The following is a 15,695-nucleotide window of genomic DNA, read 5'->3' as shown; positions in this document are numbered from 1 at the left end:
TACTTATTCAGATTATAAGCACAGTAAAGATGCATTAAATTAATGCATCTTTATCAGGAACAAAACATAAAAATCACATTACTGTGCTAACACCTATATCATTAACTAACAGTGTGACTAAGTCTCTTAGTTTGGCATCAATTTCTTTATTCTTTACCGAACGAGTTTCAATATTATAGTTATCAAAAAAGTTTGGCATAGACAGCGAACCCTTTAGATCAGCTGCAAAATAAGGAGCAGATCCCACCGCCGAGGCCAATACTGATGCCGCTCCACCAGGACCAGGAGAAGCGGATAACATTAACATCGGTTTATTTTGGTACACTTTAATGTCGATACGTGAGGTCCAATCAAAAAGGTTTTTATAAGCCGCTGTAAATGACCCGTTATGCTCTGCATAAGAAATAACAATGGCGTCAGCTTCGGTGATTTTGTCGTAAAAGTCTTGTGCCTGTTGCGGTTTTCCTAACTCTACTTCTCGTTGAATACTATAAATTGGCATTTCAAAATCATTAAGATCCAATAATTCAACTTCAGCTCCTTCTATTAAATGTGCGGTGTAGTTTGCTAACTTCCGATTCATTGAGTTTTTTGAATTACTGGCTGCCAATGCTAATACTTTCATGCGGAATCCCTTACTGATGATCACTTTTTAAATGAGGATAATAATTAAAATACACCGAAAATGACTCTATTAATGGAATAGGCTAAGGTATATTAATTTTATTAATAAATTATTCTTTCATATATAACTAACTGATTTTTTTCCTAACAATATTAGATCATATTCAGCGCTAAATTGGTATGGCTGATTGATACTAATTACTCTCGGGTTTAGTGACATCAATTGCAGAATCATATGAATAGTAAGAAAACAGAACAAAGCAGAACAAAGCGGTATGGAAAAATGTGCTGGAATAGTTCAATACCATAGAATGGTGTTTGTGAAATCAATTGAATCCTAGATTCTCATAACAAGTAGGAAAAATGTAAAAAAAAGGCTGATGTTTCCATCAACCCTTTTTAACAGATAAAAGGATAATATGCCCCGTACTTTGACCTAAGCTAAATCACTAACATTAATATTTAATGAAGTTAACTTTTTATAAGCAAGTTACAAAGCAACATTATTAATTTATCTATAAAAATATGTTAACTATCTAAGTAATCTAAGTCGTCGTAATCATCACCTAATAGTTCTTTTAAACGTCTTCTTTCTTTTAACTCTTCAATACTACGGCGAACTTTGCCTCTTTTTCTATCATTTAATAATGCTTGTTTTTTCTTCATCGATGCATTTTCTTCATCCCAATCATCTTCAGGAAAAAAATCAGTGATATCTTGAGTCTCATCTTCAGTTTGTAGAGAGTTTCTATTTGAGTGTGCCATTTTAATTCTCCAATCATGACAGTATTGCTATGCCGTTATAGGCTTATTTATAACTACAAAAAACTAATTTTAAATATTAAGTACGGGAGACTTTTATCTACGATTAAATAAAAAACCATACCTACTCTTTTTAACTCATTATTTAAAATAATTCGATATAAATTTACATAAAAAATAAGATTAAAAATCATTTTCTATAAAATATGAGATTAACCAGTCATTTTTTTGATGATTAAGTCAATTTAATGATAAAAAAATATTGACGATAATAATTATCACTCTATTTTTCACCTATTCGATAATATACAACAGCTTCATAAGCAGTTACATTAAGAGTCTTTTTCAAGATATAAAAGGGTGAGTATGCAGTTTTCAACGTTAGGCAGTAGTGATGAATCAGTTTCTCGAATTTGTTTAGGAAGCATGACATGGGGCTTGCAGAATAATCAACAAGATGCAGACCAACAAATAGCCTATGCATTAACACAGGGTATTAATTTCATCGATACCGCAGAAATGTACGCAGTGCCTCCTTCTGCTGATACATATGGAAAAACAGAATCAATCATAGGCCATTATTTAAATAATAATGCCAGTCAACGTAAAGATATCATTTTAGCTTCAAAAATTGCCGGTTCAGGACTACCTTGGGTAAGAAATGGTGGCGATATAACCGGTGAAGCAGTGATCAGTTCAGTAGAAGCCTCTTTAAAACGCTTACAAACGGATTACATTGATCTTTACCAATTACATTGGCCAAATCGTCAGTCTCCTCATTTTGGACGTCACACACCTAATACGTTTAAATTTTCTGATAGCGAGACAGCACGACAAACAGATTCGATGCTCGATATACTTCAAGGTTTAGATAAGTGTGTAAAAGCTGGGAAAATAAGATACTGCGGTTTATCAGACGATACACCTTGGGGCATTAATAGCTTCTTAAAACTTAGTGAACAACATAACTTACCGCGTATGGTATCTATTCAAAATGAGTTCAATTTATTACATGCCAAAGATTGGCCATATTTAATCGAAAACTGTGTACATGAAGATATCGCGTACTTACCTTGGTCACCATTGGCAACAGGCATGCTAAGTGGCAAATATTTAGATGGACAATGTCCAGCAGGCAGCCGTTGGAGCATTAAGCAACGTAATGGTTTATTTAGAGATACGCCTGAAAGTGAAGCAGCGGTAAAAGCTTATCAAGACATTGCCCATCAGAATGGCATGACCACGGCACAATTGGCCTTGAAGTGGTGCGACCAAATAGATGGTGTAACGTCGACCATTATTGGCGCGACTAAAATGACGCAATTAAAAGAGAACATCGAAGCATTTAAAGCGCCTTTATCTGAACAAGCGTTAAGTGATATCAGCGCAGTATTTAAAAAGTACCCTGCGCCTTATTAAGAATGAATAACACCAGCCTCTATAATAACAAATAAGTAGGCTAAATTAGCCTATTAAACATGCCTAAATCAGTGCCGAAGCTGACAGCAAACACTTCGGCACTTTTATTACTTCACTTCCCACTGTATTTGATAATAGTCGGGATAGCTCACCTTCTACTTTTGATGTTTAACGTTGGCACTTAGTCTTGATAACCGTTGTGTTAAGCACAAGCTAACAGGCCTAAGAATACCATTTAAGCTAAATAGCTGATCATTCTCGTTGGTTAAAATAGAGACATTTGATCCGACGTTATCATATTAAAATCTTTACCTAATACAGGCAAAATTGCCTCTGCAATAGGTTTTAGCTGTTTATCAATGTACTGCTGATAATCAATATCAGAATGACAATATTCTTGCGATTCTGGCCCATTTACTGTTAATAAATAACCAATGCGCCCGCGTTGCTGATAGCGTAGGGGTAACCCTAACGCTGCATTTTGTTGATCTGCTAGTCGTGCGGCACGTACTTGTGGGGGAATGTTTTTAATATAATCAGCCAGAGGACGACGTAGTCTTTTATGATAGACAAGCTTATCATCCAACAAACCTTGTTTTAGTTGCTCAATGGTATCAGTGATATATGCTTCAACGGGTAACTCGGCAAATATTTTTTGATATAACGTTTTTTGAAACGTTTGCGCTAATTCAGTCCAATCTGAGCGCACGGTTTCCAACCCTTTAAATACCATTTTTTCACCACTTTCAGTGGCGGTTAACCCTGCATAACGCTTTTTAGAACCTGTATCTTGGCCGCGTAGGGTAGGCATAAAAAACTTAGAAAAAGCCGTTTCAAATTCTATCTCTAAAAAGCAATCAAGATTAAAGTCCAGACGTAATAAATCAGCCCAATACTGATTGATATCCAACGCGAGTTGTTGGCCAATTTGATTCGCTTGCTGTAAATTTTTGCAATCTTTGAGGTAGACAAAAGTGGAGTCAGTATCGCCATAGATGACTTTTTGCCCTTTGTTTTCAATAAAACGTGCAGTTTGTTGCATAATTTGATGTCCACGCAAGGTGATTGAACTCGCTAAGCGCGTATCATGAAACCGACAACCTGCAGATCCTAATACCCCATACATACTGTTCATAATAATTTTTATGGCATGCTGAAACGCATTATTTTTTTCTTTTTTAGCTTGTTCTCGCGCACTGGTTAATGTGTTTAATAAACTAGGCAGATGATGTTCAGTTCGACTAAACCTGGCCCCTCTAAATCCAGGAATTGTTTCTTCTTCAGGAGCTAATAAACCTTCAATCATGCCCATTGGGTCAATTTTAAAGCTACGAATGATATTTGGATAAAGCGATTTAAAATCGAGTACTAGCACCCATTCATATAACCCAGGGATCGAATCCATCACAAATCCACCGGGAGAGTGTTGTGCTTGAACATCTCCTAGATTGGGCGCGATATAACCACTACGATGTAATAATGGTAAATATAGATTAGTAAAGGCGGCAACTGACGCCCCCCTTCTATCCAAAGCAAGTCCTGTTAATCGTGCTCGCTGGATCGTATATTCTGCGAGTTGTTTATCTTCAAAAATGCGTTCAACTAATAAACAGTCCTGCAAGTTATAACGTGCAAGTGTAACGGGCTCTTGCTCAAATTGGCGTTTAATCTCTAGCCCTTTGTCACTATTGGTTTCAATTAACTTACCTTCACCGAATAAACTCTGACTGACAAACTCCAAGCTATAGCTTTCAAAATGTAGACTGGCATTCTTTAATGCGTCGATACCGTCTAACACCACACGCCCGTTCAGTATGACTGAGCCACTATCGGGATCATCTCTATGGGTTAACCATTTTAATGCACTACCATCTCGGCCAATGGTTAACGGGACATTAAGAATTTGAGCACGTTGCGCTAATAAACGCATATCAAAGTTAGCAACTGCCCAGCCAATGATCGCATCGGGATCATATTGATCAAACCAAGTAATTAATTGCAATAATAATGACCGTTCATCTTTAACCCAAATGATATTAATATCATTAGCAGCTTGAGGCCTTCCTATCATCAATACCGTATGGTGTGCTTGCTTTTTGTCGCCTACATTATGCATGCTCAATGCAATACTATACAGCTCACTTTGCGGGCTACATTCGACATCGAGTGACACCATATTTAAGGTTGTATTGGCACTGATAACATCGGGATTAATTTCACTAGATACCGTTGCTTGCTGACAAGACCAATACTTTCCTAACCATTCAATTTGACCAGAAATTTTCACCAAACCATAGATGAAACGCTCCATTAAAAATCGATCGCTGAGTTTAATATCTCCTTCATAGGTGGCAATGTTTTGTTGCATTAATGCTAATTGACACCATTTATGAAGTTGTTGTTTAACGGTGTAAATAGCACACACTTTTTTGCCATTAAAGGTTTTAATATCAAGCGGACGAATAAAATTAGGCTGACAGTTTTCTTGTTTCCAAACTTGTTCAGCTTGCTCAAGTTGATCCTGTTCAATCAGAAATACATAACGTTGTTGTGGCACCACAAGTCGGCAAGGACCACGTTCGGTGCTTAACCAAAAAATAAGATCGACACCATTCGCCGTCTCAACTTGTTGACGCGATAGAATTAAACCGGATAGAGAGATAATAGAAGATTCTGTCATGTTGCTATTTTAGGATAGTTTCAACGTAAACGTTACCGCTTAATAAAAGTAATTAAAAACAAAGCATAGTGTCCAATTTAAAGGAAAAAAACAGGGCAAAAAAAGAGGCTGATACTCAGCCTCTTTTTAGATGTCATATTGCATGCTATTACGTGTGAATAGTACGTGAAAATGCTTCAAAGCATCGATACTGAAACCATTTAAAACTACGCTCGATGACGAGGTAATAACAAATTCAGTAAAATGGCGACTATACCGCAGAGGCTCACACCTTGTAGGCTGAACGAACCAATACCCAATGCCATACCGCCAATGCCAAACACCAAGGTCACTGAAACAATACACATATTACGTGGCTGTGAGAGATCAACGCGATGGCGGATCATTGTATTTAAACCCACAGAAGCGATCGTACCAAATAACAACATCATTATACCGCCCATGACTGCACCAGGTATGGTTTGCAATACAGCACCAAATTTACCAACAAAGGCTAATAAAATGGCAATGACAGCAGCCCACATCATTATTTTTGGATTAAAGTTACGTGTTAGCATGACCGCGCCAGTTACTTCTGAATAAGTGGTATTAGGTGGACCACCAAATAACGAAGCAGCACTGGTCGCAATACCATCCCCAAACAGAGTACGATGTAATCCTGGTTTTTTAAGGTAGTCTTTACCAGTAACGTTACTGATAGCAAGAATATCGCCCACATGTTCGACGGCTGGCGCTATCGCGACTGGGATCATGAATAACACGGCATGCCAATTCCACTCGGGTGTAACAAACTGTGGGACACTTAACCAATCAGCTTCATAAATGGCACTGAAATCTAGAATACCAAAAAATAGTGATAATAAATAACCAACAATTACACCACAAAAAATAGGGACTAATTTAAAGATCCCTCTTGCTAAGGTTGATACTAATAGCGTGGTAATTAAAGAAGCAAAAGAGATAATCATCGCGGTATTTTGTTCAATCAATACCATACTTGCATCACCCGTTTTACCCAACGCCATATTAACAGCAACAGGGGCAAGGCCAAGACCAATCACCATGATCACAGGGCCAACTACCACAGGCGGTAATAATCGATGAATAAAATCAACACCTTTAAGTTTTACTGCATAAGACATCAGCATGTAAACAACACCTGCGGCAAATAAACCAGACATAGTCGCTGGAATACCCCAAGTTTGAACGCCATAAGCAATAGGTGCAATAAATGCAAAAGAAGAAGCTAAAAAAATAGGTACTTGTCCTTTCGTCACTAACTGAAATAATAGTGTACCAATACCTGCAGTAAATAACGCGACATTAGGATCTAAGCCAGTGATCAATGGCATTAAAACCAATGCACCAAAGGCAACAAATAACATTTGAGAACCAGCAAGTAGTTGCTGAAATACGTTAAGATTGGCAGTAATATCTTGCTCAGGTTGTTTGGATTGTTCTTCTGAGGCGATGTCAGACATGAATAATTCCCTTTAATAATTTGAAATCGTAAAGCTTACTTTTATGAGCACGTTGACTTAAATGTTTTCATCAATAAAAACGTCAAGTCAACATACTCAACATGCTTGAAAGTGACTGTTTAGTCTTTATTTAGTACCAAATATTTTGTCACCTGCATCACCTAAACCAGGGACGATATAACCACTTTCATTCAAATGTGAATCGATAGAAGCCGTATAAACTTCGATATCTGGGTGTGCGGCTTCTAGTGCTTTTAAACCTTCAGGGGCAGCCACTAAAATTAGGACCTTAATATTGGTACAACCGCTTTCTTTAATCAGGTCTAGTGTTGATATCATTGAACCGCCTGTTGCTAGCATTGGGTCAACGACTAATGCTAAACGTTGGTCAATTTGGCTCACTAATTTTTGGAAATAAGGAACAGGCTCTAATGTTTCCTCATCTCGATAAATACCCACCACACTGACTTTTGCACTTGGGATATAATCTAAAACACCATCCATCATACCTAAACCCGCACGTAAGATAGGCACAACAGTGACTTTTTTACCGGCAATTTGTTGAACTTCTAACTCACCTTCCCAACCTTGGATTGTCACTGTTTCTAGTTCTAAGTCTTTAGTCGCTTCATAGGTTAATAAACTGGCAACTTCACGCGCTAACTCACGAAAACGTTTGGTACTAATATCCGCTTCACGTAATAAACCTAATTTATGTTGGATAAGAGGATGTTTTACTTCAACTACTTTCATGATATTTCTCCAAAAGGGTATAATTAAAAATTGGCTAATAATAACAGCTAAATATATTAGGATAATGTTTTGCGTCATTATAAATTGAAAATGCGCAGTTGTTTTAAAAAATAAAAAATAAAGAATAAAAAATTTAAAAAAAAGGCTAAGAATCACTTCTTAGCCTGTAGATTAATAATCATATAATTAATTATTATTCAGGTTGGTTGCACCAATTTTATGAATGGCGACATCTGCACCATTAAATTCATCTTCTTCACTAAGACGAATAGGCATGATGGCATTAACCCCTTTATAAACGACGAAACCACCAACAACTGCAAACACTACGCCTGTAATAGAGCCAATGAATTGACTCATAAAGGTCACACCACCTAAACCACCAAAGCTTTCAAGACCAAAAATACCCGCAGCGATACCACCCCATAAACCGCAAATACCATGTAATGGCCACACACCTAGCACATCATCAAAATTCGAAAATTTATTTTGTACGTAGGTAAATAACCACACAAATAAACCACCAGCGACTAATCCAGTCATTAGTGCACCAATAGGATGCATTAAATCAGAACCTGCACACACTGCGACTAAGCCGGCTAATGGTCCATTATGGATGAAACCAGGATCTTTTTTACCAATAACTAACGAGCTAATAATACCACCAACCATCGCCATCAATGAGTTCATTGCTACTAAACCACTAATACCTTCAATGGCCTGTGCAGACATAACATTAAAACCAAACCAGCCAATAGACAGTATCCAAGCACCTAAGGCAAGTAATGGAATATTAGATGGTGCAAACGCCACGACTTTACCGTTGCGATAACGACCATTACGGCTACCTAAAACAATAATGGCAGCAAAAGCAATCCACCCACCCACTGCATGCACTACAATAGAGCCAGCAAAATCATGAAAGGCAGCACCAAAGTTAGCTGTTAACCAATCTTGGAAACCATAGTTACCATTCCACATAAGACCTTCAAAGAAAGGGTAAACCAGGCCAACACAAAGCGCGGCTGCAATCAGCATAGGATTAAACTTAGCACGTTCAGCAACACCACCCGAAATAATCGCAGGAATAGCAGCGGCAAAGGTCATTAGGAAGAAAAATTTAACTAACTCATATCCGTTATTTTCAGCTAAAACAGCAGCACCATCAAAAAAGGTCACACCGTAAGCTAGCCAATAACCAAAAAAGAAATAAACCAATGCTGACACTCCAAAGTCAGACATGATTTTAACCAAGGCGTTAACTTGGTTTTTATGGCGCACGGTGCCTACTTCTAAAAAAGCAAATCCCGCATGCATGGCAAAAACCATGATTGCGCCTAATAAAATAAATAATGTATCTGCACTACTAATTAATGCAGTAACATGGTTTTGTACTGACTCCATAAATCCCTCTCTAAAGTCCTTAAAAAAATTCAACAGAACCTTAACCGATCAGCAAGCTAGTTAACATATTTTTATGGCTATATTCGCAGTTTGTTTGACCATAAATCAATATTAGTGATAAAAATAGAACAAAAAAACAGCTAAACAATAAGGTTTATAAAAAAGATATATTTGCTTATCTTAAGTTTACATTAAATGAAAAACATCAATTTTTCCTTCAACATACTCATATTGATTAATTTCAACCGATAATGAAAATTACTCAAGGTTCTTTACTTGTTTATATAAAAGGCCTTACGTATAGTCCTATTTAATATTAATACACTTTTAAAGATAGAATTTTTCATACGTTGCTCGTTATAGGACTCTACTGCTTTGCCACATAATCCATTACCGAATAACGACAAAAATAGCGCTGTAGATGTAACATCATTATCGTGCTTTACAGCGTGTAAACCTGCTTCGTTTGAATTGAACAATCTAGCTTGGTCCCCTTATAGACAGATGCCATTACTTCATCCTATTAGCATTACCGTTAACCCAGCTGAGTTTGTTGCTGTAGTGGGCCCTAATGGTTCAGGTAAAACCAGTTTGTTGCGTTGCTTATACCGTGTTAACAAACCTTCTTCCGGCCAAGTTTTAATGGATGGCAAGGATATTTGGAGGTTAACAGCTCGTACTTGCGCTCAACGTATTGCGACAGTATTACAAGACACCAGTGCAGAATTTGGTTTAAGTGTGTTTGAAATGGTTGAAATTGGGTTAACCCCTAAATCAACCAGTTGGAAACGTACCAAAGAAGATAGTGAGGTCATTGAAAGTGTATTAGCGTTATTAGATCTATCACACCTTATCGATCGTAACTTTAGTTCTTTATCAGGCGGCGAACGACAACGTGTTATGATTGCCCGAGCATTAGCCCAAGGGCCAGATATTCTAATCCTCGACGAGCCCACCAATCATTTAGATATTCGACATCAGCTTGAAGTCCTTGAGTTACTCTCAACATTACCTTGTACTATCATCGTCTCTTTGCATGATTTATCCCTAGCAGCCGCTTATGCAGATCGCGTGCTCGTAATGAAAGATGGACAGATGCAAGATTACTCTGCAGCAAATGAAGCGTTTACAGAACAACAAATTGAACATGTATTTGAAGTTAAAACCATTATTGACCAGCATCCGATAACACAACGCCCGCGATTTTCTTTTTATACGAATAACCAACAGGATTAATTAACCATGGTTCACGTTAATGCCCAATTCAAATATACTGCCATTATATTAACAAGCTTGTTAGCCAATACCGTATATGCAGCGCAGAGCGATGAACAACATTATCCTATTAATGTTGAAAGCTGCGATCGTGTTGTCACTTTTGACCATAAGCCAAAGGCAGCGGTTTCAAATGATGTGAATTTGACAGAAATGATGTTAGCACTTGGTTTACAAGAGAATATGGTCGGGGTAACGGGCATTTCAGGTTGGAAAACACTCGATCCGGTTTTACGTGCTGGCATCGGTGAATTACCAGAGCTTTCACCTAAGTATCCAAGTAAAGAGGTGTTACTTGGTGCGGACACTGACTTCTATTTTGCAGGTTGGAACTATGGCATGCGTGTTGGTGGAGGTGTTACTCCAGATACGCTAGCGCCGTTAGGTATAAAAGTTTATGAATTAAGTGAAAGTTGTATTCATATTATGAAGAAGCCTAAAGTCTCAATCAATGATCTTTATAATGACTTAACCAATCTAGGTCATATTTTTAATGTTGAAGAACGCGCTAGTAAACTAGTTGCAGGCTATAAAAAAGAATTAAAAGACTTCCAAGCTAATTTAGCACCACTTGATCATCCGACCAAAGTATTCGTCTATGACTCAGGTGAGGAGCAACCTTTTACGTCAGGAATGCACGGTATGCCAACGGCATTAATTGAGGCAGCTGGCGGTAAAAACATTATTGATGATGTACAAAAAAGTTGGATACAAGTCGGCTGGGAATCTGTTATTGACCGAGCACCGGAAGTTATCACGATTGTGAATTACGGTGACGTAACCGCACAGCAAAAAATTGATTTTCTGCGTAACCATTCGGGGCTTAAAGATATCCCCGCTGTAAAAAATAATCGTTTTGTTATTTTAGAATATGTTGAAGCAACACCAGGACCAAGAAATATTCAAGCTATCAAACGTTTAGCTAAAGCGTTTAGAACGGAATAATGAAAAAGCTACCTTCATCTAAAAAGCTAAGCTTTTCAAATATACCATTAGGTTTGCTATTAGTAGGCTTAGCTGGACTACTCATTATCTCCATGGGTATCGCAATTGGTGTTGGCTCTGTACCTATTTCACAATCAACAGTGTGGGGAGTAATTGCTCATAAGCTATCCTTTTCCAATAGTTTACCTAATTGGTCCATAGGACGTGAAAATATTGTGTGGGCAGTCCGTTTCCCACGCACTATTCTAGCCGCTACTGTAGGGGCTACGCTTGCTGTGGTTGGTGCAGCATTACAATCGATCACACGAAACCCGCTCGCAGATCCACATTTATTGGGAATTTCTTCTGGAGCAGCTTTAGGCGCTATTATTGCGTTGTTACATACCGGTATGATTTTAGGATTAGTCACCGTGCCTGTATTCGCCTTTATTGGTGCTTTGTTTGCTATGTTTTTAGTATTAGGCGTGGCTAACTTCTCTATGGCTAACAGCGCAGGTAGATTAGTGCTTGCAGGTGTCGCGGTAGCATTTGTACTCACCGCATTAGGTAACTTATTTATCTTCATGGGCGACCACCGCGCATCACATACAGTTATTTTTTGGATGTTGGGTGGATTAGGATTAGCACAATGGAATCAACTTTGGTTTCCATTTATTACTTTATTACTAGGGGCAAGCTACCTTATTTATAAAGCAAGATACCTAAATGCCATGATGCTAGGCGATGAAACGGCGAGTACCTTAGGTGTGCCTGTACAACGCTTCCGCTTAATCGTCATTGTGGTTTGTGCACTGCTAACGGGCGCTGCAGTGGCTTTCTCAGGCGTGATAGGCTTTGTAGGCCTAATGGTACCGCATATCGTCCGTTTGTTAGTGGGTGGTGACTATCGTAAAATTCTACCGTTATCAGCTTTATTAGGTGCGCTATTTTTAGTCTTTGCAGACATAGTAGCAAGAATTATTATTCCACCAGAAGATATGCCTATTGGTATTTTAACGGGTTTAGCTGGCGGTATCGCTTTTGTCTTTTTAATGCGACAACGTCGTAATGTAGCTTTCTAAAAGAACATAAATAAAATTGAAGTTGTTAAATCATGTTTTAGCAAGCTTATTAATTTCTAAACTGAATTAAATAACTTCATCACTCATGGTCAATCAGCCAATCAGTAATTAATATTGCATGCTTTTTATTTAAAACCCAATCGACACTTAACAGGTTATACCTCATAAATAGCTGCACATGCAAAAGAGCAAGATTAATGATGATAAGCTCTATTAAAGGGTAACGTCTTCAGAATGAGGTAATAACCTATCGTTAATTTTGGATTAACGATAGGTACTTTATTTCCAACTCAATTAAGGTGAATAGATAATAGATGTCATTGTACCTCTAAAACAGGGCTGTCCGTTGCTCTACTAACTGAGCTAAAGAGGAATTAACTTTTTAAGTCACCAAGTTTTACAACCTTTAGACTTGCTAAACTCGAAGGCTTAACTAAATGTGGCTCCTCTTGCTGGGCTTGAGCCAGCGACACACGCTATATATCTAAAACAGGACAGTCTTGCTCTACCAACTGAGCTAAAGAGGGATTGCTTTTTGACTAGCCTATTCTGGCAGCTTTTAATGTGGCTCTTCTTGCTGGGCTTGAACCAGCGACACACGCTATACCTTATAAACAGGACAGTCCGTTGCTCTGCCAACTGAGCTAAAGAGGAATTCCTTATTTTGCTAATGTATAAGTAGATCATAAATTTTAGATAAAAAAAAGCCCGAACAATGTGTTCAGGCTTTTTAATGTGGCTCCTCTTGCTGGGCTTGAACCAGCGACACACGGATTAACAGTCCGTTGCTCTACCAACTGAGCTAAAGAGGAATTGTAACTTTCTCACTATTAAATCTAAATACGAATTAACAGTGTCTCTATCGCTCTAACAACTGAGCTAAAGAGAAATTGTTCTTTTAAGTCTTCAATTATCAGACTCGTTATGTTCGATATAATCAAACTTAACTAAATGTGGCTCCTCTTGCTGGGCTTGAACCAGCGACACACGGATTAACAGTCCGTTGCTCTACCAACTGAGCTAAAGAGGAATTGTAACTTTCTCACTGAGAAATCTAAATACGGATTAACAGTGTTTCTATTGCTCTACCAACTGAGCTAAAGAGGAATTAACTTTTTAAGTCACCAAGTTTACAACCTGTAGACTTGTTAAACTCGAAGGCTTAACTAAATGTGGCTCCTCTTGCTGGGCTTGAACCAGCGACACACGGATTAACAGTCCGTTGCTCTACCAACTGAGCTAAAGAGGAATTGAAACTTTCTTACTGAAAAATCTAAATACGGATTAACAGTATCTCTATCGCTCTACCAACTGAGCTAAAGAGGAATTAACTTTTTAAGTCATCAAGTTTACAACCTGTAGACTTGTTAAACTCGAAGGCTTAACTAAATGTGGCTCCTCTTGCTGGGCTTGAACCAGCGACACACGGATTAACAGTCCGTTGCTCTACCAACTGAGCTAAAGAGGAATTGTAACTTTCTCACTATTAAATCTAAATACGAATTAACAGTGTCTCTATCGCCCTACTAACTTAGCTATAGAGGAGATATAATTTTATAACTTACTATCATATCAATTGATTTATTAATTGATAGTCTAACTAGCGTTTATTTTTTCAGTCTCGTTAAAGACGGGCGCAGTATATTTTTTGCGTTTCCGCATGTCAACAAAAAAGGCCGATAAAAAAATTGGTTGCTGATAAATCAAGCAACCAATGTTCGTTATTTGTTAATTAGCCCTTTTTTGCTCATAATTAAAACAAATCAGATATCCCACTTAATGCTGCCAGCTAGTTTCTCTTTCATCATTTCAAGAGGTTCATCTTGCTCGCCAACAATAACAAGGCTTGCCTTACCGATATGCTCAGAAATTCCTTTTAAGTGCTGGTCTTTAAATGAAGAGGAAGGCTTAAACCCTGCATCTTCAGGAACCACAAAAACAGTAATACGTCCTTTTTCACCTTTTAAGATCATATGTAATGCAGAAGTCCCTTCAAAACTACAATAATTAACAAATAACACTTCACCAAAACTATCTGTCGCTTTTGCACCGTATATCGCTAATTTCGCATTCACACTTTGTAACGTCGCATTTTCATTTGCTTTTGCAGTTAAGAAATATTCTTGCTTAACATGCTGCAATGCAACACTACCAATATCAGAAGGTGTATGTACAAGCTGAGCACTATTAATAGGTGTTGTTGAATTTGTTAATTGCTCCCCCACCATTGGCACACTAATACCAATAATAAATGCAATTGAAGCAGCAATACCTATATGCCAACGCGCACTAACCGTTTTATCGTGTTCTAGCGCAAAACTTTGCTCTAATAAGATTTTATCAGTAAGATCACTTGGCACTTCAATTTGCAAACTATCTTTCAATAATTTATCAAAGGCTTTCGATTCTTCAACTAAATTTTTAGCACAATCAGAAGCTGCAGCTCGAGATAAAAACGCATCGCTTTTATCATTAGGTGTCGCTATCGCAGTATGCCGGAATAAAATATCATCCATGCGCTTCTCCGTTATTATTAATTTCAACTTTCAAGTTAGTTTTAAGCAGATTTTTTGCTCTAAATAACCGTGTTAAGACTGTGTTTTTATTTAAGTCCAATTGAGTCGCTATTTCTTCAGCAGTAAAACCAGCAATTAACTGCAATAACAATGGCTCTCTATAATCTGATGGCAAAGCAGCAATTTTTTGCTGAATTAACTCCTTATCATAGGGGCTATTATTTTCTTCTGCTGCGATTTCATAGTCGTCAATATCGACTAAAGACAATTGTTTTCGCTCAAAACGCCTTGCGTTTTCACGGCGTAAAATAGTAAATAACCATGCTTTAGCTGATTTATCATCTAATAAGCTATCTATGCTTTTCCACGCTCGCAGGCAAGTTTCTTGCACTAGATCTTGAGCAACCTCAGGATCACGGCAAACCCAAAACGCATAACGGTACAAATCTGCACTGTATACGTTCACTAATGATTCATATCTTTTTTGTTTTCTGTCCATATCCTTATAGACCGCAGACGATGAACTTTTATTTCGTTTTGATGTAAAAAAATTCATTTTTTTCCTTAATACTCATTTTGTTCTACACTCTTTAGCTTTATAGCTCAGTATAAAGCTATCGATACAGTCAGTAACATTGAATGTTTGGCTCTGTTCCTGTTAATTGTTGTCTATACTTATAAGTGATCATAACGTATTAAAGGTAAAGACTATGAATACTAAATCGTTCGTTCAAAACCTTAACCAAATAACTGCAGCACTTATATCCATGACACC

Annotated in this window: 12 protein-coding genes and 6 tRNA genes; 4 read left to right on the top strand and 14 right to left on the bottom strand. The window is 37.7% G+C overall.

The window, feature by feature from the left end; all coding sequences use genetic code 11:
* Positions 1 to 73 precede the first annotated feature (73 nt).
* Positions 74 to 625, bottom strand: coding sequence for an NADPH-dependent FMN reductase (locus H592_RS0119560; RefSeq protein ID WP_028870258.1), 552 nt, complete (start codon positions 623 to 625; stop codon positions 74 to 76).
* Between the two features lie 527 nt (positions 626 to 1,152).
* Positions 1,153 to 1,389, bottom strand: coding sequence for a PA3496 family putative envelope integrity protein (locus tag H592_RS0119555; protein WP_028870257.1), 237 nt, complete (start codon positions 1,387 to 1,389; stop codon positions 1,153 to 1,155).
* Between the two features lie 363 nt (positions 1,390 to 1,752).
* Here H592_RS0119555 and H592_RS0119550 point away from each other — a divergent pair, with 363 nt between their 5' ends.
* Entirely contained in the window at positions 1,753 to 2,805 is a 1,053-nt protein-coding gene (locus tag H592_RS0119550; protein WP_028870256.1) for an aldo/keto reductase, read from the top strand.
* 265 nt (positions 2,806 to 3,070) lie between these two features.
* Here H592_RS0119550 and H592_RS0119545 read toward each other — a convergent pair whose 3' ends face one another.
* The 4 genes from H592_RS0119545 to H592_RS0119530 all read right to left on the bottom strand — a co-directional run bounded on the left by H592_RS0119545 (position 3,071) and on the right by H592_RS0119530 (position 9,123).
* Positions 3,071 to 5,485: a DNA polymerase II gene (locus tag H592_RS0119545; RefSeq protein WP_028870255.1), complete on the bottom strand. Its 2,415-nt coding sequence runs from the start codon at positions 5,483 to 5,485 to the stop codon at positions 3,071 to 3,073.
* A 206-nt stretch (positions 5,486 to 5,691) separates the two neighbouring features.
* Positions 5,692 to 6,966, bottom strand: a complete 1,275-nt coding sequence (locus H592_RS0119540; RefSeq protein ID WP_084296345.1) for a uracil-xanthine permease family protein — start codon at positions 6,964 to 6,966, stop codon at positions 5,692 to 5,694.
* 126 nt (positions 6,967 to 7,092) lie between these two features.
* Positions 7,093 to 7,719, bottom strand: a complete 627-nt coding sequence (gene upp, locus H592_RS0119535; protein ID WP_028870253.1) for a uracil phosphoribosyltransferase — start codon at positions 7,717 to 7,719, stop codon at positions 7,093 to 7,095.
* A gap of 186 nt (positions 7,720 to 7,905) precedes the next feature.
* A complete protein-coding gene (locus H592_RS0119530; protein WP_028870252.1) occupies positions 7,906 to 9,123 on the bottom strand; it encodes an ammonium transporter in 1,218 nt (405 codons plus the stop codon).
* A gap of 375 nt (positions 9,124 to 9,498) precedes the next feature.
* On the opposite strand from H592_RS0119530, the gene H592_RS0119525 reads away from it, so the two are divergent.
* The 3 genes from H592_RS0119525 to H592_RS0119515 are packed head-to-tail and all read left to right on the top strand — an operon-like array spanning position 9,499 to position 12,404.
* Positions 9,499 to 10,359, top strand: a complete 861-nt coding sequence (locus H592_RS0119525; RefSeq protein WP_051369277.1) for an ABC transporter ATP-binding protein — start codon at positions 9,499 to 9,501, stop codon at positions 10,357 to 10,359.
* 6 nt (positions 10,360 to 10,365) lie between these two features.
* Complete coding sequence (locus H592_RS0119520) at positions 10,366 to 11,343, top strand: ABC transporter substrate-binding protein (RefSeq protein WP_028870250.1); 978 nt, start codon at positions 10,366 to 10,368, stop codon at positions 11,341 to 11,343.
* Positions 11,343 to 12,404, top strand: coding sequence for a FecCD family ABC transporter permease (locus H592_RS0119515; protein ID WP_028870249.1), 1,062 nt, complete (start codon positions 11,343 to 11,345; stop codon positions 12,402 to 12,404). Before H592_RS0119520 ends, H592_RS0119515 begins: the two co-directional genes overlap by 1 nt.
* A gap of 440 nt (positions 12,405 to 12,844) precedes the next feature.
* Here the strand turns inward: H592_RS0119515 and H592_RS0119510 are convergent.
* From H592_RS0119510 to H592_RS0119475, 8 genes are all read right to left on the bottom strand, one after another.
* Positions 12,845 to 12,931 (bottom strand) — tRNA-OTHER (locus tag H592_RS0119510).
* Positions 12,932 to 12,969: 38 nt separating this feature from the next.
* Positions 12,970 to 13,058: transfer RNA gene (locus tag H592_RS0119505), tRNA-OTHER, on the bottom strand.
* An 82-nt stretch (positions 13,059 to 13,140) separates the two neighbouring features.
* Positions 13,141 to 13,216 (bottom strand) — tRNA-Asn (locus H592_RS0119500).
* 142 nt (positions 13,217 to 13,358) lie between these two features.
* Positions 13,359 to 13,434, bottom strand: a tRNA-Asn gene (locus tag H592_RS0119495).
* A gap of 143 nt (positions 13,435 to 13,577) precedes the next feature.
* Positions 13,578 to 13,653, bottom strand: a tRNA-Asn gene (locus H592_RS0119490).
* Between the two features lie 143 nt (positions 13,654 to 13,796).
* A tRNA-Asn gene (locus H592_RS0119485) sits at positions 13,797 to 13,872 on the bottom strand.
* A 295-nt stretch (positions 13,873 to 14,167) separates the two neighbouring features.
* Entirely contained in the window at positions 14,168 to 14,920 is a 753-nt protein-coding gene (locus H592_RS0119480) for a DUF3379 family protein (protein ID WP_028870248.1), read from the bottom strand.
* Complete coding sequence (locus H592_RS0119475; RefSeq protein ID WP_028870247.1) at positions 14,913 to 15,476, bottom strand: sigma-70 family RNA polymerase sigma factor; 564 nt, start codon at positions 15,474 to 15,476, stop codon at positions 14,913 to 14,915. Before H592_RS0119475 ends, H592_RS0119480 begins: the two co-directional genes overlap by 8 nt.
* Positions 15,477 to 15,695 lie beyond the last annotated feature (219 nt).

The organism is Psychromonas arctica DSM 14288, from assembly GCF_000482725.1.
GTDB classification, from domain to species: domain Bacteria; phylum Pseudomonadota; class Gammaproteobacteria; order Enterobacterales; family Psychromonadaceae; genus Psychromonas; species Psychromonas arctica.
Note: the sequence above shows the minus strand (reverse complement) of the source record. Positions and strands in the feature narration are given on the sequence as shown.